The sequence below is a fragment of the Paenibacillus sp. BR2-3 genome (assembly GCF_046529485.1).
Lineage (GTDB): Bacteria > Bacillota > Bacilli > Paenibacillales > Paenibacillaceae > Paenibacillus_AQ.
In genome coordinates this window covers 131497-152742 of the sequence record NZ_CP126311.1, presented here as the reverse complement: position 1 = coordinate 152742, position 21246 = coordinate 131497, and the positions used below count along the sequence as shown (strand labels likewise).

At 49.7% G+C, this 21246-nt stretch carries 16 protein-coding genes, 8 tRNA genes and 1 rRNA gene; 4 read left to right on the top strand and 21 right to left on the bottom strand.

Features of this window, described 5'->3' with window-relative positions; genetic code table 11:
- Nucleotide 1 precedes the first annotated feature (1 nt).
- The 5 genes from hisH to PaeBR_RS00750 form a co-directional block, all read right to left on the bottom strand.
- The gene (gene hisH / locus PaeBR_RS00770; protein ID WP_410513045.1) at nt 2–622 is read right to left on the bottom strand and encodes an imidazole glycerol phosphate synthase subunit HisH; all 621 of its coding nucleotides are present in this window, start codon (nt 620–622) and stop codon (nt 2–4) included.
- A gap of 1 nt (nt 623) precedes the next feature.
- Nucleotides 624–1232: an imidazoleglycerol-phosphate dehydratase HisB gene (gene hisB, locus PaeBR_RS00765; RefSeq protein WP_410513044.1), complete on the bottom strand. Its 609-nt coding sequence runs from the start codon at nt 1230–1232 to the stop codon at nt 624–626.
- A complete protein-coding gene (hisD, locus tag PaeBR_RS00760) occupies nt 1222–2529 on the bottom strand; it encodes a histidinol dehydrogenase (protein ID WP_410513043.1) in 1308 nt (435 codons plus the stop codon). The genes hisB and hisD overlap by 11 nt, the downstream gene beginning before the upstream one ends.
- Nucleotides 2530–2560: 31 nt before the next feature.
- Nucleotides 2561–3196: an ATP phosphoribosyltransferase gene (gene hisG / locus PaeBR_RS00755; RefSeq protein WP_410515029.1), complete on the bottom strand. Its 636-nt coding sequence runs from the start codon at nt 3194–3196 to the stop codon at nt 2561–2563.
- A gap of 79 nt (nt 3197–3275) precedes the next feature.
- Nucleotides 3276–4493, bottom strand: coding sequence for an ATP phosphoribosyltransferase regulatory subunit (locus PaeBR_RS00750; protein WP_410513042.1), 1218 nt, complete (start codon nt 4491–4493; stop codon nt 3276–3278).
- Nucleotides 4494–4815: 322 nt separating this feature from the next.
- On the opposite strand from PaeBR_RS00750, the gene gnd reads away from it, so the two are divergent.
- The 4 genes from gnd (at nt 4816) to gntK (ending at nt 9632) form a co-directional block, all read left to right on the top strand.
- Nucleotides 4816–5715 (top strand): phosphogluconate dehydrogenase (NAD(+)-dependent, decarboxylating), encoded by a 900-nt coding sequence (gene gnd, locus PaeBR_RS00745; RefSeq protein ID WP_410513041.1) that lies wholly within the window; start codon nt 4816–4818, stop codon nt 5713–5715.
- A gap of 109 nt (nt 5716–5824) precedes the next feature.
- Nucleotides 5825–6496: a GntR family transcriptional regulator gene (locus PaeBR_RS00740; protein WP_410513040.1), complete on the top strand. Its 672-nt coding sequence runs from the start codon at nt 5825–5827 to the stop codon at nt 6494–6496.
- Between the two features lie 140 nt (nt 6497–6636).
- The gene (locus PaeBR_RS00735) at nt 6637–7998 is read left to right on the top strand and encodes a gluconate:H+ symporter (protein ID WP_410513039.1); all 1362 of its coding nucleotides are present in this window, start codon (nt 6637–6639) and stop codon (nt 7996–7998) included.
- An 89-nt stretch (nt 7999–8087) separates the two neighbouring features.
- Nucleotides 8088–9632, top strand: a complete 1545-nt coding sequence (gene gntK / locus PaeBR_RS00730; protein ID WP_410513038.1) for a gluconokinase — start codon at nt 8088–8090, stop codon at nt 9630–9632.
- A 313-nt stretch (nt 9633–9945) separates the two neighbouring features.
- Here gntK and PaeBR_RS00725 read toward each other — a convergent pair whose 3' ends face one another.
- The 16 genes from PaeBR_RS00725 to PaeBR_RS00650 all read right to left on the bottom strand — a co-directional run bounded on the left by PaeBR_RS00725 (nt 9946) and on the right by PaeBR_RS00650 (nt 20990).
- Nucleotides 9946–11190 (bottom strand): acyltransferase, encoded by a 1245-nt coding sequence (locus tag PaeBR_RS00725; RefSeq protein WP_410513037.1) that lies wholly within the window; start codon nt 11188–11190, stop codon nt 9946–9948.
- A gap of 155 nt (nt 11191–11345) precedes the next feature.
- The gene (locus PaeBR_RS00720; protein WP_410515028.1) at nt 11346–11858 is read right to left on the bottom strand and encodes an acyltransferase; all 513 of its coding nucleotides are present in this window, start codon (nt 11856–11858) and stop codon (nt 11346–11348) included.
- Entirely contained in the window at nt 11852–12505 is a 654-nt protein-coding gene (ppaX, locus tag PaeBR_RS00715) for a pyrophosphatase PpaX (RefSeq protein WP_410513036.1), read from the bottom strand. The genes PaeBR_RS00720 and ppaX overlap by 7 nt, the downstream gene beginning before the upstream one ends.
- Nucleotides 12506–12514: 9 nt before the next feature.
- Nucleotides 12515–13543: a prolipoprotein diacylglyceryl transferase gene (gene lgt, locus PaeBR_RS00710; RefSeq protein WP_410513035.1), complete on the bottom strand. Its 1029-nt coding sequence runs from the start codon at nt 13541–13543 to the stop codon at nt 12515–12517.
- A gap of 12 nt (nt 13544–13555) precedes the next feature.
- Nucleotides 13556–14494, bottom strand: a complete 939-nt coding sequence (hprK, locus tag PaeBR_RS00705; protein ID WP_410513034.1) for an HPr(Ser) kinase/phosphatase — start codon at nt 14492–14494, stop codon at nt 13556–13558.
- A 229-nt stretch (nt 14495–14723) separates the two neighbouring features.
- A complete protein-coding gene (locus PaeBR_RS00700) occupies nt 14724–15845 on the bottom strand; it encodes an ABC transporter ATP-binding protein (protein WP_410513033.1) in 1122 nt (373 codons plus the stop codon).
- A gap of 107 nt (nt 15846–15952) precedes the next feature.
- Entirely contained in the window at nt 15953–16831 is an 879-nt protein-coding gene (locus PaeBR_RS00695) for a PucR family transcriptional regulator (RefSeq protein WP_410513032.1), read from the bottom strand.
- A gap of 367 nt (nt 16832–17198) precedes the next feature.
- Nucleotides 17199–17271: transfer RNA gene (locus PaeBR_RS00690), tRNA-Lys, on the bottom strand.
- Nucleotides 17272–17278: 7 nt separating this feature from the next.
- Nucleotides 17279–17364 (bottom strand) — tRNA-Tyr (locus tag PaeBR_RS00685).
- 8 nt (nt 17365–17372) lie between these two features.
- A tRNA-Phe gene (locus PaeBR_RS00680) sits at nt 17373–17445 on the bottom strand.
- Nucleotides 17446–17511: 66 nt separating this feature from the next.
- A tRNA-Asp gene (locus PaeBR_RS00675) sits at nt 17512–17589 on the bottom strand.
- Between the two features lie 14 nt (nt 17590–17603).
- Nucleotides 17604–17679, bottom strand: a tRNA-Thr gene (locus PaeBR_RS00670).
- Between the two features lie 28 nt (nt 17680–17707).
- Nucleotides 17708–17783: transfer RNA gene (locus tag PaeBR_RS00665), tRNA-Val, on the bottom strand.
- Nucleotides 17784–17792: 9 nt separating this feature from the next.
- Nucleotides 17793–17869, bottom strand: a tRNA-Met gene (locus tag PaeBR_RS00660).
- Nucleotides 17870–17897: 28 nt separating this feature from the next.
- Nucleotides 17898–17989: transfer RNA gene (locus PaeBR_RS00655), tRNA-Ser, on the bottom strand.
- Nucleotides 17990–18059: 70 nt separating this feature from the next.
- A 23S ribosomal RNA gene (locus PaeBR_RS00650) occupies nt 18060–20990 on the bottom strand.
- Nucleotides 20991–21246: the final 256 nt, after the last annotated feature.

The window sequence follows — 21246 nt, the reverse complement described above, 5'->3', positions numbered from 1 at the left end:
ATTAATGGCTCTTAAGTTTTAAAAAGTTCCCCAGGAGCTGCATCCCAAGCTCCCCGCTTTTTTCCGGGTGAAACTGCATCCCGAACACGTTGCCCCGTCCGACAATAGCTGTAACCGGATAGCCGTAATCAGTCACTGCAATGAGGTCACTCTTCCGCTCTACAAGCGCGTGATAAGAGTGGACAAAATACACATGACCCTCTTCAAGGCCTTCCAGCAGCGGACTGTCACCCTGCAAAAAACTCAGTCTGTTCCAGCCCATATGCGGAACCTTATAGCCCTCTCTCGGGTCAAAACGGATGACCGAACCAGGCACAATATCCAGCCCCTCGTGTGTTCCGTACTCTTCCCCGCTGCTGAACAGCAGCTGCATGCCCAGACAAATCCCGAGCAGAGGCTGCTTCCCGGCGGCGGCTACCTCTTTTACTACAGCATCCAACCCGCTGTTTCGAAGATGCTCCATCGCATCGCCAAAGGCGCCGACACCGGGCAAAATGACGCTTTCCGCCGCCAGAATTGCCTCGGCATCCCCTGTCACAAGACATTCGTAACCCAGACGTTCGATCGCCTTGCTGACGCTATGCAAATTGCCCATGCCATAATCGACGATTGCGACAGCCATGCTACAGCACTCCCTTCGTAGAAGGCACACCCTTCACACGAGGATCAATAAGTGTTGCTTCATCCAGCGCACGTCCCAGTGCCTTGAACACCGCTTCAATCATGTGGTGCGTGTTGGAACCGTAGTGAACAATGACATGCAGTGTAATCCGTGCTTCCAGTGCGAATTTCCAAAGAAATTCTTGTACCAGTTCCGTGGAAAAGCTCCCCACCTGCTGGGACGGATAGGCAGCCCGGTATTCAAAATGCGGCCGGTTGCTGATATCAATCACTACCTGCGCCAGGGCCTCATCCATCGGGACGAATACGCTGGCGTAACGCTTAATCCCTTTTTTATCACCCAGCGCTTCACGCAATGCTTGTCCGAGACAAATGCCGATATCCTCTACGGTGTGGTGATCATCGATATCGATATCCCCGCGTGCCTGCACATTCAGGTCAAACTGACCGTGTTTCGTGAACAAATCCAGCATATGATTCAAAAAAGGGACATCCGTCTCAAGCTCCGAAACGCCGCTCCCGTCTACAGATAAAGACAGCTTGATGTCCGTCTCATTCGTCGTACGACTAAGTCCCGCTTGACGCACTGTCTGCTCCTGATTATTCTCCATTACCATCTCCACCTTTCCCTTCATTCTCCAGCCTGATTTCAATGGCCCGCGCATGGCCTTCCAGTCCTTCGCGGCGCGCCAGTTCAATAATTTGATGTCCATCACGCAGCAGCGCTTCCTTGCTGTAATAGATGAGACTTGATTTCTTAATGAAATCATCAACATCCACGGGCGAAGAGAAACGTGCTGTTCCATTGGTCGGAATAATATGGTTCGGTCCGGCAAAATAATCCCCGACAGGCTCCGAGCTGTAAGGTCCGAGGAAAATAGCCCCGGCATTCTCGATGCTCCCCACAAGCTCCATCGGGTCGGCTGCAACAATTTCCAGATGCTCCGGCGCCAGCCGGTTCACCACGGAAATTCCCTCCGCTATGGACTCCACGAGGATAATCGCTCCGTAACTCTCCACAGATGCCCTGGCGATGTCCTGCCGCGGCAATTCCTGCAGCTGCCGCTCTACCTCCGCGGCCACCGCAAAAGCCAGCTCCTGCGATGGGGTCACGAGAATGGCTGAGGCCATTTCGTCATGCTCCGCCTGGGAGAGCAGGTCCGCTGCGACATAAGCCGGCTCGGCAGAATCATCTGCCAGCACGACAATCTCGCTGGGACCGGCGATGCTGTCTATGTCTACCGCACCGTACACCTCACGCTTGGCTAGGGCCACGTAGATGTTGCCCGGTCCGCATATTTTATCGACAGGCTCAATAGTCTCCGTACCAAAAGCAAGCGCGGCAATCGCCTGAGCTCCGCCCACGCGGTAAATTTCGTGTACCCCCGCTTCTGCGGCGGCGACGAGAATATAAGGATCAATTCCCTGTTTGCCGCCCGTTGCCGGCGGTGTCACCATTACAATCTCCGGCACACCGGCAATCTGGGCAGGAATGACATTCATGAGTACCGAGGAAGGGTAAGACGCCTTCCCGCCGGGAACATAAACACCGACACGCTTCAGCGGACGGATGATCTGTCCCAGAATTGTACCGTCCGGCTGCAGATCCATCCATGAATTACGTTTCTGTCTGGCATGGAACGAACGGATGTTGACCGCCGCTGCGCGAATGGCCGTTACAAACGATTCCTCCACCCGGCTGTATGCCGCTTCCAGCTCCTCAGGTGTCACCCGCAGGGCATCCGCTGTAAGAGAAACGCCATCGAACCGCTCTGTGTAGCGGAGGAGCGCAGCGTCGCCTTCCTTTTTAATGGCGGCCACAATTCCCTTCACGGCCTCATTCTGCTCCGGTGTCCCGTACTCCACTTCACGCTGGAGCTTGAATTCACTGCTTGATTGGACTTTCACAGCTGTTCCTCCTCTTGGTTCTATGGACAATTTACAGCTCCGGCACGCTTATAACACTCTGCAAGCGATCGCATAGCTGCTGTATTTCTGCATTTTTCATCCGGTAGCTGACACGGTTTGCAACAAGCCGGCTCGTAATCTCAAATATGCTCTTCATTTCAATCAGTCCATTGTCACGCAGGGTCTGCCCCGTTTCTACCATATCCACGATCCGGTCGGCCAGACCAATCAACGGCGCAAGCTCAATGGAGCCATTCAATTTAACTACCTCCACCTGCTGGCCCTGCTCCCGGAAATATCGGGAGGCTACATTGGGATATTTCGTTGCTACACGCTGCTGAATACCCGGCTGCCAGTTCGGCAAACCGATAATGGACATGCGGCAACGGGCAATACCGAGATCAAGAAGCTCGTACACATCCCGGTCCTCCTCCAGCAGGACATCCTTGCCGACAATACCGATATCAGCCACGCCGTACTCTACATAGGTAGGAACATCCACAGGCTTGGCCAGTATAAACTCCATGCCTGCCTCAGGCAGCGGAATAACCAGCTTCCGGGAAGCCTCTCCGTCTGGAGGAATAGGAAGACCTGCGGAGCGGAACAGCTCTGCAGCCTTGTTGTATATGCGGCCTTTTGGCATAGCCACCTTCAATATCTGCGCCATCTCAATCGTCTCCATTTCCGATGCAAATGTTACTCATCTCAACAATCTCTCTTCGTATCGTTCTATCTTAATACGGCTATCAGCCGTGCTCACTAACGAAGGTGACGAACGTATAAATTTCTCCAAAGCGCTCACCTTCCGCTTCATTCGTGTCATTATCCAGACGCTTTACGACTCTGAGATCCTCCGGACCGGCCGTTAAGCGGGTCACTACAACATGACCCCCGGACCGCAGCCTCGCTGCTTCCTCCAGTCCTTCCCGGCGCCGAAGTATGTCATACTGGACCAGGATGGGCAGCTCTTCCTCCTCCGGTGTTCCCGGTACTCCGTCGAGAATGCGATTCGTTTTGAGCGAGAAGCCAGTAGAAGGTATCGGCCGCCCGAACTGCTGCAGCAGGTTATCATAACGGCCGCCGCTGCATACCGGGAACCCAAGCTCGGACGCATATCCCTCAAAGGTCATGCCGGTGTAGTAGGTGAAATCACCTATCATGGTAAGATCAATCAGCACATGCTCCGACACTCCGTAAGACTCCAGTACCTCCCACACCTTGCATAAATGCTCTATGGACGTACGAGCCAGCTTATGGCCGCTAAGCTCCAGCGCCTGGCCGCATATCTCCTTCCCGCCGCGCAGCCGCAGCAATCCGTTCAGCTCATTCTTTTGCACTTCAGGCAGGTTAAGCTTCCGAAGCGTGTCGCGGAACGAGACATAATCCCGGCCGAGCAGATGACTCTTCAGCTCCTCTTGAGCCTCAGGCAGACCCGGTACCGCCTCCTGAAACAGGCCGTTCAGGAAACCGACATGGCCCATAGCGATTTTGAAGGATTTCACTCCCGCTGCCTGCAGGGAAGCAATCGCCAAGGCAACCACTTCAGCATCCGCCTCGGGCGAATCATCACCGACCAGCTCTACACCCGTCTGGAAAAACTCCGCTTCCCGTCCCGCTTCTTCCTCTATGGCACGGAAAACGTTCGCGTGGTAGGACAGACGCAGCGGCAGCGGCTCATCTTTTAGCAGTGAGGACACTACACGCGCGACCGGAGCTGTCATTTCCGAACGGAGCACCAGGGCCTGACCGCGGTTATTCAGTAATTTATATAGCTTCTGGTCGGACGTGGAACTGGCTGCACCGACCGTATCATAATATTCCAGAGTTGGCGTTATCATCTGTTGGTATCCCCAACGGCTCATGCAGTGCAACACATCATTCTCAATCTTGCGCAGCTTTTTCACAGCACGCGGGAGATAATCACGTACACCTGCCGGTTTCTCGAACCCTTTCGGTTTGGACATGTTCATTATTCACCTCATTGAAATTATCAGGAACATATTTTACTTTACTATGGTAAAGTGGTAGCAAATTAAAGCATCTGAAACATCGTACCATGGACGGTTCTTTTTCGTCAATTAGTCCCTATCTTAATAGAATATCATTTATCCTTTCTATTCAAAAATATATCTGTTCTTACCTCCCAACGTACAGCCACGCCGATAAAATATGAACCGCTTACAAAATTATCTTTACAAATCAAGTCTGGTGGGAGTAAGATACAAATTAAGTTGTATACAAGTATACATCAAAGCATGGTGAGACAATTAAAGGAGTTGATGTGTAATGAAACTCGGCATGATCGGTCTCGGAAAAATGGGCTATAACCTGGTATTGAACCTGCTTGGCCATGGGCATGAAATTGTGGTAAGCGATATCAATCCAGAAAAAGGAATCCAACTGTCCGAGCATGGAGCGACTCCGGCTTCTTCTATAGAAGCTTTGGTAGCTAAGCTCGAGCGCCCCAGAACAGTTTGGGTAATGGTTCCGGCAGGCCCTATCGTTGAAGGGGTCATTGATACACTTGCCAGGCTGCTGGATGAAGGCGACATTATTATTGAGGGCGGAAATTCTCATTATAAGGAATCCATCGCCCGCGCAGAGAAACTGGGAGCAAAGGGAATTCACTTCTTTGATGCCGGTACGTCCGGTGGAACCGAAGGGGCAGAGCACGGTGCCTGCTTTATGGTCGGCGGCGATCGTAATATCTTCACCACAATCGAGCCTCTATTCCGGGATCTGGCAGTTGAGCATGGTTATCTGTACGCAGGCAGCAATGGCAGTGGTCATTTCCTGAAGATGATCCATAACGGTATCGAATACGGCATGATGCAGTCCATAGCCGAGGGTTTTGAACTGCTGGAAAAGAGCAGCTTTGAGTTTAATTACGAGGATGTGGCCCGCGTTTGGTCGAACGGCTCTGTGATCCGCGGCTGGCTGATGGAGCTTACGCAGAATGCTTTTTCCAAAGATCCCAAACTATCGGGAATTCGGGGTGTGATGCAGAGCTCCGGGGAAGGCAAATGGACGGTACAGACTGCACTTGATCTGGAAGCGAGCACACCGGTTATTGCCCTTTCTCTTCTGATGCGTTACCGCTCCCTGGAGGAGAATAACTTTCATGGTAAGGTTGTAGCTGCGCTCCGGAACGAATTCGGTGGACACGCTGTTGTAACGGAAGGCTGATCCGACTCTCTAATCATGGAACCATGAAGACATTGTATGCTAAAATCGATGAAAGACATCATCTGCATCTTTAGTATACAACCAATCGCCTATAGAGGAGTCGTGTCAAATGCAATACCCACCCGCCTGGCTGCAGGGAGCTTCCCTCGGAGAATCCATCGCCTGCGAACTCAGGCTGCAAATCATAAACGAAAAGATTAAACCCGGAGAGATTCTCTCCGAGAATCGTATCGCCGCAGAGTTCGGTACTAGCCGCTCCCCTGTTAGGGAAGCGCTTAAATCTTTATCGGGTGAGGGATTGATCCGCCTCGAGAGGATGGGTGCTGTTGTTATCGGGTTAAACTTGAAGGATGTTGAGGAATTGTATGATGTTCGTTACCTTATCGAGAGCTTCGCTCAACAGAAGCTGGCGGAAGGCAACCATGAACGTCTAATCCTGAACCTGGAGCAGATTATCGATAAAATGAAGCTGGCTGTTAAATACAATGATTTTGTGGATTTTGCCCAGCATGATTTTTCTTTTCATGAAGCCATCATCAGCGAGGCCAATCATACACGGATTCTGCATTTGTGGAACAGCATACGCCATATTGTCATGACAGTCATTCTAATTACAACCGAAAAAGGATTCGAAAGCGGCGAGGAACGAATGAACTGGGTCGCGGAAAAGCATCGGACAGTTGTCGAGGGGCTCCGTTCCGGAAATGCGGAAACCATTCGCAAGGTTGTTCAGGAGTACTTTGCAGATTCCGGAGAGACACTCATTCGCAGCCTACCTTAAAGGCAGGTAAATCGTTTAGGAGATATCACTTGTTCTCAGATGATGCTCCACTTCTTTGGATTATATTGTCGACAAGTATACAATGTAACGATTTAAGCCTGCTGCCATAATGCCAATTCAATTATAGGAGGACTACTTTTATGGATAGTTTATTTGGTCTTAGCCATAATACGACGCTGTTGGTTTGGACATTGCTTGTCATTGTTTTTCTCGTTATGCTTATCGCTAAATACAAATGGAATCCGTTTGTAACCTTACTCATCTCTGCAATGTTCCTGGGTCTGGTTGCCGGCATGGAATACCCGAAATTAATCAAGTCCATTACCGGCGGTCTGGGCGGTACTCTTGGAACTATAGCCATTGTCATAGGTCTCGGTACGATGCTGGGTAAAATGATGGCCGAATCCGGCGGCGCAGAGCGTATAGCCAATACGCTGGTCGACCGGTTTGGCGAGAAACGCGTTCACTGGGCAATGATGCTCGTCGGATTCGTTGTAGGGATTCCGGTATTTTTTGAGGTCGGAGTCATTCTGCTTATTCCAGTGGTATTTATGGTTGCCCGCAAAACAAAGATGCCTCTCCTGCAGATCGGGATTCCGATTCTAGCTGGTCTGTCAACCGTTCACGGGCTGGTGCCGCCGCATCCAGCGCCTATGATCGCCATTGGTGCCTATGGTGCAAATCTGGGTAAAACGATCCTATACTCGATTCTTGTGGGTTTACCTACTGCTATTATTGCAGGACCGATTTTTGGTAAATATATAGGCAAGCGCATACAGGTTGAACCGCCGGCTAAGCTGGCAGAGCAATTTGCTGCCAAAAGCGTGCGTGAGCTGCCGGGCTTTGGCATCACCTTGCTAACTATCCTGCTTCCAGTTATTTTGATGCTTATCGGATCTGTAGCTGACATTCTTGACCCTGAAGCCGTTAATGGGTTTACTCCTTTCGCCAAATTCATCGGACATGAAGTTATTGCGCTGCTTATCTCGGCTGTTTTCTCATTCTTCTCACTGGGATTTGCACGGGGCTTCAAGAAGGAAGACATTTCACGCTTTACAAATGAATGCCTGGCACCAACAGCTACGATTATCCTGATTATCGGCGGCGGCGGGGCCTTCAAGCAGGTGCTCATCGACAGTGGCGTTGGCGGGGCTATAGCTTCACTTGCTACGCAGTCCCATGTGAATATTATTTTCTTCGCTTGGCTTGTTGCCGCCTTAATACGTGTCGCCACCGGCTCAGCTACCGTTGCAATGACAACGGCCGCCGGAATTGTCGCCCCTGTGCTTGCTGTTAGTACGGGTGTTAATATTGAACTGGTTGTTCTGGCCACAGGCGCAGGCTCTCTGGTACTTTCTCATGTCAACGATGCCGGCTTTTGGATGATCAAGGAATTCTTCGGAATGTCGGTAGTACAGACTCTCAAAACATGGACTGTAATGGAGACGATTCTCTCTGTAGTGGCATTGACCTTCATTATGATTCTAAGCGTGATAATCTAAGAACATGAAATTCTAAATCCGATGTCGGAGCGGGACGGCTGATTCATCAGTCCGGCCCGCTTCTCTTCACATCGCAGGAGGCTGACCGAATGAGCACACCCTATATGATTGGCGTTGATATTGGAACTACAAGTACAAAGGCAGTCTTGTTTCAGGAGAATGGAAGCATTGCAGCTCAAGCCGATGAAGGTTATCCGCTCTATAAACCCTCACCGTCTGTAGCGGAGCAGGACCCGGAGCAAATCCTGCAAGCCGTCATTAGCACCATTTCAAAAGTTATTCAGCAGAGCGGCACTCAGTCAGATCAAATCAGGTTTGTTTCCTTCAGCTCTGCCATGCATAGTGTTATAGCCATAGACCCTGAGGGCAATCCCCTGACCCGATGCATTACCTGGGCAGATAACCGTAGTGCTGAATGTGCACTGCGACTGAAGAACGAGTTGAACGGTCATGAACTTTACATGCGTACCGGAACACCTATCCACCCGATGTCTCCTATTACCAAGCTAATGTGGCTCCGGCAGGAACAACCGGAACTTTTCCATAAAGCCTACAAATTCATATCTATCAAAGAATATGTATTTGCCAAGCTGTTCGGCGAATATGTAGTAGACCACTCTATCGCTTCTTCTACGGGAATGCTGAATTTAGAGAAGTTGGACTGGGATACGGAAGCACTTGAGATTGCCGGCATTACAAGTGAACGTCTCTCTAGACTCGTTCCCACCACCTGCGTTATGCAGGGATTACTGCCTGGGATGGCGGAGAAGCTTTCGCTGCTGCCGGAAACAAAGTTTGTAATAGGGGCAAGCGATGGCGTACTCTCCAATCTCGGGGTAGGAGCGATTAAGCCTGGCGTTGTTGCTGCTACAATTGGTACCAGCGGAGCCATTCGAACGGTTGTAGACCGTCCGGCAGTAGATCCGAAGGGACGTATTTTTTGCTATGCACTGACGGAGAACCTTTGGGTCATCGGCGGTCCGGTCAACAATGGCGGAATGCTGTTCCGCTGGGTACGTGATGAATTCGCAGCTTCTGAGGTGGAGACGGCCAAGCGGCTCGGTATTGATCCTTACGATGTGCTGACTCGTATTGCTGAACAGGTATCTGCGGGAAGTGACGGACTGCTGTTCCATCCTTACCTGACCGGTGAACGGGCACCGCTATGGAATCCTGATGCACGCGGCTCCTTCTTCGGCTTAACGATGAACCACCGGAAGGAGCATATGATCCGCTCGGTACTGGAGGGCGTAATTTTTAATATGTATACGGTCCTGCTGGCCATGGAAGAGCAAATCGGGCGGCCCAAGCAGATTCTGGCTACTGGCGGCTTTGCCCGCTCCTCGTTATGGCGGCAGATGATGGCCGATATTTTTGATCAGGAGGTCGTCGTTCCCGAGAGCTTTGAGAGCTCCTGCCTCGGTGCGGTCGTGCTCGGCATGTACGCCACCGGAGCCACGGATTCCCTGGACGTCGTATTTGATATGATTGGCTCGACCCATCAGCACAAGCCCCTTCAGGAGCATGCCAAAATATACAAACAACTGCTTCCGATCTATATCTCCGTTTTCCGCAGTTTGGAGAGTCAATATGAAGCCATATCCAAATTCCAACGGGAAATCGCCAATGAATAGGTAACTATATAAACTGAACTAAAGATTCTGATAAGTGCTGCTCGGTGATTTATGTAACTGCGGTGAATGTTTGGACTTCCGGCCGCTGTTGTCCCCAGATTTATTTGATTTGTACCGCCTTCTGATGGTTTAAATCCGGGGACAAAGGCGATCGCTGTCGCTCCTACAGTTCCAAACTCCCCCTCCTTTACTTTTTCACCTTCTCAACCTTACGTTATTCTTTTTAGTTCATGATATATAGCAACAAAAGCGTCAGCTATTCCCGAATAAGGAGAATAGCTGACGCTTTTTTATTTAACCTTACCCTTCGATTTTACCCTTCGATTTTCACCTTGGGCGAATCCTCCGATGTCATCCTTACCCCATTCTTAACCCTTCTAATTGACGCATGCTCGGGGCTAGGTTTCTGGGAAGGAGCAAGTGAACGCGGGACACTGCCGAACGCCACCCACGCCAGACGGATTCGGCGAAATGCAAATTGGACAATCAGCCAGCTGCCGCCAAGCGCCACAACCAGACCGCCATAGATAAAGAGAACATAGGTGAACGACTTCGGAGAAATGCTGTAACGGAACCGCCGGTAAATGGCCAGCAGTAACGGATGTAGGAGATAAATAGCAAAGGATAACTCCCCCAGCCGGGTCAGAAAAGCAATGATTACACGGGGCGCTCCACGGGATATAAGAAACGCTGCTTTTAAAAGTACAAGCGCAGACAGCATCGTATGAACATTCCACGCCAGCTCGTACCACAGTGAGTTGGCCCACACGCCGTTATGCCGACCCTCATACCAAAGCTGCATATGGATAAAAGCGGCGATAAACCAGCTGCCCCAGAGCAGCACCACCAGCCTCTTGTGTTGACCAGGCAGTTGATGCCATGGAGTGAGCAGCCACGATTTGATATCCTCGAAGTGAATGGCGATATAAGCTCCCATCAAATAGTAAGCAAAATACGAAAGGGCCACACTGCCCTTTTCCACCAAGTGCAGCTGATACTTGTTCCAGATACTGAAGCCCCACTGAAGGGCAAGACCCAGCGGAATAATCCAGCGGATGAGTTGGCGGGAAGTCTGGAGCAGCCTCAACACCAGCGGAAAAAGCACATAAAACTGAATGCTTATAAAAACAAAGTACAAATGGGTATACGCGTTCCCCGTGAACAGAGCTGCCAGAAAGCTGTACAGATGCTCCCCCGGACTCCGCCCCCATGTTTGGTTTATACTTACCGTAAGCCCGTAATAACCGATTGAAGCCAGTAAATAAGGCAACAGTATATAGATCAGTCGACGACGGTAAAAGTTGCCGATCAAACTGCGGGTAACCGGCCGCCCGTAGTAATTGTAAAATAACACAAAGCTGCTCAGAAAAATAAACGATGGTGTACCAAACCTGAAGAAAATATTGATCCCGTTCAGCCAGTAAAAATAAGGTGAATCTATCGCTTGCCCGCCAGCCGCTAAAGATGTTGCGTGCACATGCAGTACGCCCAAAATAGCTAATGACCTGAATAGATCCAGCTGGGGCAGTCTTTCTTGTTTTGCAGGATTCAAGTGCATTCCCCTTCTCTACTATAGAGTGAATAACATACTCATACCCTTAAGAAAGTTGCTATGAAACCCAGCCACCCACCGATACTCTCATAATGACGCCAAAAACCCCGAAGGAGTTGCGCTCCAACACGCAAAACAATCCTTCGGGGCCATACATATATTCACAAATCTTCCACATCTCTTGCCAATGACGCCGACCGCAGTTCCTGCAAAGGATTTCCGCCGACAAAAGCTCCGGGAGCTACATCCTTATGAACCACTGAACCCGCTGCTACAATCGCTCCATCTCCGATAGTTACGCCGGGGAGAATGGTACAATTGGCACCGATCAGCACATTTTCACCAATCACAACTTCACCCAGGCGATATTCCTTAATGAGATACTCATGCGCCAGAATCGTTGTGTTATAACCGATAATCGAATTCTCACCGACCGTTATTTTTTCCGGAAAAAACACATCTACCATCGCCATCAGCCCAAACGACGTATGCTGCCCTATCTTCATGCCAAGAATCCGCCGATAAATCCAATTCTTAAGCGATAAAACCGGACAATAGCGGGCAATCTGGATAAAAATAAAGTTTTTTACACCTTTCCATGGACTGACTGTGCGGTAAATATACCACAACGAGTTATGGCCTTCCACGGGATAACGGGTTACTTTTCTCACAATTCCTTCGTCCCCTGCTCTACGATATGGCATATGTCCTTCATATCATGGATGATATAGTCCGGCTCGTATTTGCGCAGCGTCTCTTCACCTTTGAGTGACCAGGCCACTCCCGCCACATATACTCCGGCAGCCTTCGCCGATTGAATATCGACGGCACTATCACCGACCATGAGGGTTTTGCGGAGATCCACTCCCAGGTTACGGACTGCAGTCAGCACGGGCTCCGGATGAGGTTTGGGCTCGGTAACATCGTCCACAGTCACTATGGTATCCATATACTGAAGCAAATCGAACATCTCCAGAGCTTTTATCGTTGTAGGACGAATTTTGGTCGTTACGATGCCCATCTTAATTCCGCGACGCCGCAGCTCCTCCATCGTTTCATTTACATGCGGGAACGATCGGATCAGGGAATCATGATGCTCATAATTAAAGGAACGATAAGACTGCTCCAGTCCGCTAACATCCTCCAGACCTGAAAATACTCTCATTTGCTGCTGGAGTGTCGTCCCCATATGCGGAATAATCTGTTCCCGGGTTAGGGCTGTAAGGTCATTCTGCTTCAGCGCGTGCATAAACGAATTAATAATCAGTTCGTTCGTGTCCACAATGGTTCCATCCAGGTCAAAAAGAACGCATTCTATCATACTCTTCTACTACTCCTTTTTGTCTTCTCCGGCAGGCTTCTTTTCCTCGATGTTGCTGCCATGTGGAGCTTTTTGCGGCGTATTTTCTGCACCTACCGGGAGTACTATATCCGCGTTAGCTGCTTTGGAACTAAGGATAGGGTCACTGTAATGAGCCCTGGACTGTCCGCTCACCCGTCGGATCACGATTAAGGCTACCGCTGCAACAATGATCAGCAAAGCCAGCAGTTGGGAAATACGGACATTACCGTAAGCCGGATCAAGATACCCCTGCTCAAAGCCCAGCCATTTCATAGGACTCCACAGGGTATTTATAAGAGCTTCCACACCGGTGCTCCCGTTAAAAGCCAAACTGTCCGTACGTAAAGCTTCAATGAAGAAACGTCCGATGGAGTACCAGATGAAATAGGACAGAAATAGCTCTCCTGCACGCAAAAACTTCTGGCGGCGCAGTACCATCAGCAAAGCGATGCCGAGCAGGCTCCACAGTGATTCATACAAAAAAGTCGGATGGTGAAAAGCATCTCCTATGTACATCTGGTTCACGATAAAATCGGGCAGATTAAGCTTGTCGCGCAGGAACGATTCCTCGACAACACCACCATACGCCTCTTGATTCACAAAATTACCCCAGCGGCCAATCATTTGCCCCGCCAGTAGCCCAGGTGCACAAATATCTACCAGACGCCAGAACGGATAACCTTTATAACGAAAATAAAGAATTGCACAAATAATTGCGCCAATCAACGCTCCATAAATCGCAATGCCGCCGTTCCAGATTTTGAACACGTCCATTGGGTTATCCTTGTAATCATTCCATTTAAAAGCTACATAGTAAATCCGTGCTCCGATAATGGCCGAGGGAAAGCCGAGCAGCAGCATATCCATGAAAAACTCCTGCGGTATTCCGAAACGTTTGCCTTCGCGGATGGCAAGAAACAAACCGACTAGTGCACCAAACCCTAAAATCAGACCGTACCAGTGAACAGGCAGTGATCCAATTGTAAAGACAATCGGATCTAAAGCTAATGGAAACATCTTCTCACACTCCTAGTCTATATCATCCATATCTTCAGAAATAGTGGCAGTAAGCTTATTGGTAAATTGCAGCGCGGCATTAAAGCCCATTTGTTTCAATCGATAGTTCATCGCGGCTACCTCTATAATAACTGCAAGGTTACGTCCCGGACGCACCGGAATGGTTACCAATGGAATATCCGTGTCAATAATACGTGTTGTTTCCTCGTCCAAACCAAGCCGGTCATATTGCTTGTCCTGCTGCCAGGCTTCCAGTCTGACGACAAGCGTAATACGCTTATGGTTACGAATCGCACCGGCACCAAAAAGCGTCATAACGTTAATAATACCTACACCGCGAATTTCCAGCAGGTGACGAATCAGTTCTGGTGCTGTACCATGCAACTGGTTGTCAGAGGTTTGGCGGATTTCTACGGCATCGTCGGCAATCAGGCGGTGGCCGCGTTTTACCAGCTCAAGTGCTGTCTCACTCTTGCCAATACCGCTGCTTCCGGTAATCAGCATCCCCACGCCGTACACATCACACAGGACCCCGTGAATGGTCGCAGTCGGTGCTAATTTACCCTCCAAAAAGCTGGTCAGACGGCTGGAAAAAATCGTGGTAGCCATCGCACTGCGCAGTACAGGCAAACCCTTCTCATTACTTATATCAATTAACTCCTGCGGGACTTCCAAGGCGCGGGTGATAACGATACAAGGCGTATTATCATTGCATATCCCCCGAATCCGGCTCTTCCGCTCTTCTTCCGGCAGCATGGAGAAGAAAGCCAGCTCTGTCTTGCCGAGCAACTGAACACGTTCTTCCGGATAATATTCAAAATAACCCGCTATCTCCAGCCCGGGACGATTAAGATCATCAACCGTTATCAGCCTCTTCAGACCCTCCTGCCCGGAAATGACTTCTAGTTGAAAATGTTGTACCAATTCCGATACTTTTACTTTCTTAGCCATGTCTGTTCGTCCTTTCGTCACCGCGGTGGTTGTCCGCTTCTCCTGCATCCGAATAGTAATCCAATACCGTTTCTGCCGGAGGTAATTCTCCTGCTATCTTAATTGATAACGCTTATGAATGCAATCATAACGCCCTCTTGAAGCGGCTTCCTTCACCCTGATAAACCTTCTAAGAAAATAAAAAGCCACCCTTTCGGGCGGCTTTCTGAAAGAAGAAAAGACAGGGGTCTTATCCCAATAAGATATTCAGTTCGGATTCTTTGTCAAACAAGTGGATCTTGTTCATATCGATAGCCAGCTTCGGCTTGCTGCCTTCGCGGGTTGTGGAACGTCCGTCTACACGGGCAATAACAGTGCCATTGCCAAGACCGCTCAGGTAGAGCAGCATTTCATGGCCCAGATTTTCAGTAACATCGACCAGTGAAGTGAAGATCGTGTTCGGTGAAGCTTCCAGGAATACCGGCTCTTCGTGGATATCCTCAGGGCGAACACCCATGATAACATCTTTGCCAATATAGCCTTTGCTGCGGATAATTTGCGCTTTTCCGCCCGGTACTTCCACATCGAGGTTGTCAGCGCGGAAACGGATGTTTCCGTTAACTTCAGACAGTGTACCGTTGATAAAGTTCATCGTCGGGGAACCGATAAATCCGGCCACGAACAGGTTTGTTGGCTCGTTGTACAGCACTTCAGGAGAAGCAGCCTGTTGAATGATACCATCATACATAACTACGATGCGATCACCCATAGTCATAGCTTCTGTTTGGTCATGCGTTACGTAGATACAAGTAGTTTCAAGGCGTTTCACCAGTTTGGTGATTTCAGCACGCATTTGACCACGAAGTTTGGCATCCAAGTTGGACAAAGGCTCATCCATCAAGAATACTTGCGGATCGCGGACGATAGCGCGTCCCAAAGCGACACGTTGGCGTTGACCACCTGAAAGGGCTTTCGGTTTACGCTCAAGCAGATGCTCGATATCGAGAATTTTTGCAGCATCGCGCACTTTTTTGTCAATTTCATCTTTTTTAACTTTGCGCAGTTTCAAACCAAACGCCATGTTTTGGTATACACTCATGTGCGGGTAAAGCGCATAGGATTGGAATACCATCGCAATATCACGATCCTTCGGTGCTACGTCATTAACAACGCGCTCTCCGATATACATCTTACCTTCTGAGATTTCCTCCAGACCAGCGATCATACGCAGCGTTGTGGATTTACCGCAACCGGATGGACCTACCAGTACCAGAAATTCCTTATCTTTAATATCAAGATTGATATCCATTACTGTTGCTTTATCAGAACCCGGGTATTTTTTAGAAATATGCTCTAAACGTACGCCTGCCATTTAATTTTCCCCCTCGGATAAATTATTGAAGTTCGAAAATTTCTTTTTCGTACATTTATCTTACATCAGACACCCCGAACTGGCTATTTGCAACGTTCACAAAAAAATTATTTCCTTTTCGTCACTTTATACAATAGCATGGTCAACTTCACAATTGCGGCATCTCCAAAGCTTCTTACATCCGCACCCGTCTCCTGTTTAATCTTATCCAGACGGTATAGAAGCGTATTGCGGTGTATATATAGTTTTTTAGCCGTCTCGCTCACATTGCAGTCCATTTCAAAAAAAGTCTCCAGAGTCAACAGCATTTCCTTATCCGATAGTACGGATGTATAATCACCAATCTGCCCAAGCAGCTGTCTTCGCCGTGTATCGGGAATGCTGTTCACCAGACGTTCCAAATGTAGCTCCCACGGTAAATGAATGTATTCCCCCACCTGAAAAATCCGTCCCAGGATAATAGTCTCACGCAGCAAGGCAACCGATCCAGCCAAACCCTTTACAGGAACAATGGCAGGGGCCACCGCCAAATGAAATACGCCAACCCATTCACTTGCGATCAGCTCATGCAGTCCCATACTGGTTTGCGACAGCAGATCGTCTTCATTCTCTTCTTCCTCATCCTTGTCATCACCGTCAGTAAGAAGTTCCTTACGGGCTAGAATCACCCATTCCTTCTCCTGTAGAGGAATAAGCATAACCGAACTGTCAAAATAACTGCGCAGCAGCTTCATCAAAGAACGATAGGAAATAGGAGCACTATGCACATTTTCGCTGATGAGCAAAAAAGGAATCATATCTCCGAAAAGCCGGCCTTTCAGCGCGATATCATCAGGAATCTCATTATCATCTTTTTCCTGCTCCAGCTGCGCGTTAAGCCATTTCCCCAGCTGAAGAGCCTCTGACTCGCCCTCTTCTTTAATTCCTGCAGCTTTAAGGGCCGCCGCGAAGTTTTCCGCAGCATAATGGATCAGCTGTACTTCCAAAGGAGTTAAGCCCTTCTCCTCAACCCATACAGCTGTTATACGTCCGTCGTTCTCATAGAGCGGCGTCCAAATTTTCCCTTCATATAAAACGGGCTGTTCACTTCCTTGTGATCCTATACTAAATAGAGACGCAGATTCTTGCCTCCCTAACTGCTTAATCCCAGACCTTTTCCCTGTTAACTGCTCAAGCTTTTGACGTAATGTCTCATTCTCTATCGTCACAATAGTCCACCACTTTTGCTCTTTTCGCCTATTCTATCATATTTTTCATTTGTATGCGTTTTTCTATAAGATGTATGTAATGGTGTTCCCCTTATTACAAACAAAAAAGCCATTACCCTAAGGCAATGACTTTTTTGTATATGGATGAGCCATGAAGGACTCGAACCTTCGACACCCTGATTAAAAGTCAGGTGCTCTACCAACTGAGCTAATGGCTCATAAAACTGGTGGGGGATGATGGATTCGAACCACCGAACACTTACGTGAGCAGATTTACAGTCTGATGCGTTTGGCCACTTCGCTAATCCCCCAAGAAAGGTGGCTCGGGACGGAATCGAACCGCCGACACGAGGATTTTCAGTCCTCTGCTCTACCGACTGAGCTACCGAGCCATATAAAGTTTACATAGAAATAAAGCGGCAAGTCATACACTTCCCACTTCAGTTTGTGGAAAAAAATGGCGGAACCGACGGGATTCGAACCCGCGATCTCCTGCGTGACAGGCAGGCATGTTAGGCCAACTACACCACGGTTCCACACTTAGTAATAATGGTGCCGGCGAGAGGACTTGAACCCCCAACCTACTGATTACAAGTCAGTTGCTCTACCAGTTGAGCTACACCGGCACGGTGTAAAAATGTTCTGATTTAAAAATGGTGGAGGCTGAGGGGTTCGAACCCCCGACCCTCTGCTTGTAAGGCAGATGCTCTCCCAGCTGAGCTAAGCCTCCGGGTATGTATGGTAGCGGCAGAGGGGATCGAACCCCCGACCTCACGGGTATGAACCGTACGCTCTAGCCAGCTGAGCTACGCCGCCACAATAACAATGTTATGGAATTTTGAAATGGCGGAGAGAGAGGGATTCGAACCCTCGCACCGCTAACGCAGTCTAACCCCTTAGCAGAGGGTCCCCTTATAGCCACTTGGGTATCTCTCCAAATCAATTCAATTCCAACAGGAATTTAACTCCCTGAAAACTGAATCCGAACGAATTTGCGAATTAAATATTGGATAAGCCCTCGACCGATTAGTATTGGTCAGCTCCATGCATTGCTGCACTTCCACCTCCAACCTATCTACCTCGTCGTCTTCAAGGGGTCTTACTGACTTGGGAAATCTCATCTTGAGGGGGGCTTCACGCTTAGATGCTTTCAGCGCTTATCCCGTCCGTACGTAGCTACTCAGCCATGCTCCTGGCGGAACAACTGATGCACCAGCGGTACGTCCATCCCGGTCCTCTCGTACTAAGGACAGCTCCTCTCAAATTTCCTGCGCCCACGACAGATAGGGACCGAACTGTCTCACGACGTTCTGAACCCAGCTCGCGTACCGCTTTAATGGGCGAACAGCCCAACCCTTGGGACCTACTTCAGCCCCAGGATGCGATGAGCCGACATCGAGGTGCCAAACCTCCCCGTCGATGTGGACTCTTGGGGGAGATAAGCCTGTTATCCCCAGGGTAGCTTTTATCCGTTGAGCGATGGCCCTTCCATGCGGTACCACCGGATCACTAAGTCCGACTTTCGTCCCTGCTCGACTTGTTGGTCTCGCAGTCAAGCTCCCTTATGCCTTTGCACTCTTCGAATGATTTCCAACCATTCTGAGGGAACCTTGGAACGCCTCCGTTACTCTTTAGGAGGCGACCGCCCCAGTCAAACTGCCCGCCTGACACGGTCCCCGTACCCGTTATAGGGTACCAGGTTAGAACCTAGATACGATCAGGGTGGTATCCCAACGTCGCCTCTGCAGAAGCTTGCGCTCCTGCTTCCCTGGCTCCCACCTATCCTGTACAGATCGTACCCAAATTCAATATCAAGCTGCAGTAAAGCTCCATGGGGTCTTTCCGTCTTGTCGCGGGTAACCTGCATCTTCACAGGTATTAAAATTTCACCGGATCTCTCGTTGAGACAGCGCCCAAGTCGTTACGCCATTCGTGCGGGTCAGAATTTACCTGACAAGGAATTTCGCTACCTTAGGACCGTTATAGTTACGGCCGCCGTTTACTGGGGCTTCGGTTCACAGCTTCGGATTGCTCCTAACCGCTCCCCTTAACCTTCCAGCACCGGGCAGGCGTCAGCCCGTATACTTCGCCTTGCGGCTTCGCACAGACCTGTGTTTTTGCTAAACAGTCGCTTGGGCCTTTTCACTGCGGCCCCCTCGTGCTATTCACACTACCGGGGCACCCCTTCTCCCGAAGTTACGGGGTCATTTTGCCGAGTTCCTTAACGAGAGTTCTTCCGCGCGCCTTAGAATTCTCTTCTCGCCTACCTGTGTCGGTTTGCGGTACGGGCACCTTCTCCTGGCTAGAGGCTTTTCTTGGCAGTGTGAGATCATGACCTTCGCTACTGTAATTTTCGCTCCCCATCACAGCCCAGCCTTATCGATGTGCGGATTTGCCTGCACATCAGCCTCACTGCTTAGACGGACATCCATCAGTCCGCGTCACTACCCTCCTGCGTCACCCCATCGCTCGTAGCGGATTACGGTGGTACAGTAATTTCAAACTGTTGTCCTTCGACTACGCCTTTCGGCCTCGCCTTAGGTCCCGACTTACCCTGAGCGGACGAGCCTTCCTCAGGAAACCTTGGGCTTTCGGCGGATCAGATTCTCACTGATCTTTTCGTTACTCATACCGGCATTCTCACTTGTGTACTCTCCAGCGCTCCTTACGGTACACCTTCAACGTATACACAACGCTCCCCTACCCCAGATACATACGTATCTAGCCATAGCTTCGGTGGTGTGTTTAGCCCCGTTACATTTTCGGCGCAGAGTCACTCGACCAGTGAGCTATTACGCACTCTTTCAATGGTGGCTGCTTCTAAGCCAACATCCTGGTTGTCTGTGCAACTCCACATCCTTTCCCACTTAACACACACTTGGGGACCTTAGCTGATGGTCTGGGCTGTTTCCCTTTTGACAATGGATCTTAGCACTCACTGTCTGACTCCCGGCAATAAGTAGATGGCATTCGGAGTTTGACTGATCTTGGTAACCCTTGCGGGCCCCGCAACCAATCAGTGCTCTACCTCCATTACTCTTGTGCCGAGGCTAGCCCTAAAGCTATTTCGGGGAGAACCAGCTATCTCCGAGTTCGATTGGAATTTCTCCGCTACCCCCACCTCATCCCCGCATTTTTCAACATGCGTGGGTTCGGGCCTCCAGTGCGTGTTACCGCACCTTCACCCTGGACAGGGGTAGATCACACGGTTTCGGGTCTACGTCCACATACTATATCGCCCTATTCAGACTCGCTTTCGCTGCGGCTCCGGCTTCTCACCTTAACCTTGCATGTTAAACGTAACTCGCCGGTTCATTCTACAAAAGGCACGCCATCACCCATAAACAGGGCTCTGACTTTTTGTAAGCACACGGTTTCAGGTTCTATTTCACTCCCCTTCCGGGGTGCTTTTCACCTTTCCCTCACGGTACTGTTTCACTATCGGTCGCCAGGTAGTATTTAGCCTTAGCAGATGGTCCTGCTGGATTCATACGGGGTTTCACGTGCCCCGCACTACTCGGGATCCGTCTCGGAGAGAACATGGTTTAGGATACAGGGCTTTTACCTCTATCGCGGGCCTTTCCAGACCTCTTCACCTACCAGATTCCTTTGTAACTCCATGTGAGACGTCCCACAACCCCCAGGCGATAAATCGCCCAAGTTTAGGCTGTTCCGCGTTCGCTCGCCGCTACTGACGGAATCACTATTGTTTTCTCTTCCTCAGGGTACTTAGATGTTTCAGTTCCCCTGGTCTGCCTCTATCTCTCCTATGTGTTCAGAGAGAAGTAACTGCGAATTACCACAGCTGGGTTTCCCCATTCGGACACCCCCGGATCAAAGCTTGCTTACAGCTCCCCGAGGCAGTTTCGTTGTTCGCCACGTCCTTCGTCGGCTCCTGGCGCCTAGGCATCCTCCGTGTGCTCTTATTAGCTTAACCTCGATTTTTTCCGTAGGAAAAATATCGGACATTGATTCTCTTCCGAAGAAGAAAGTCAATCTTCGACACTCCATTTAAGAAGCAATCGTATCAACTAATAACTTTCACTTGTTTGCACAAGTGTGCTAAAAGATGTTCTAAAACGCAAATTCGTTTCGGTATCCAGTTTTCAAGGATCAAGTTTCTGTTTTTCCGGCTTTAACCCCGGAAAAATATCATATCAAATCTTTAACCGCTTGACTACAAGCAAGTTTTG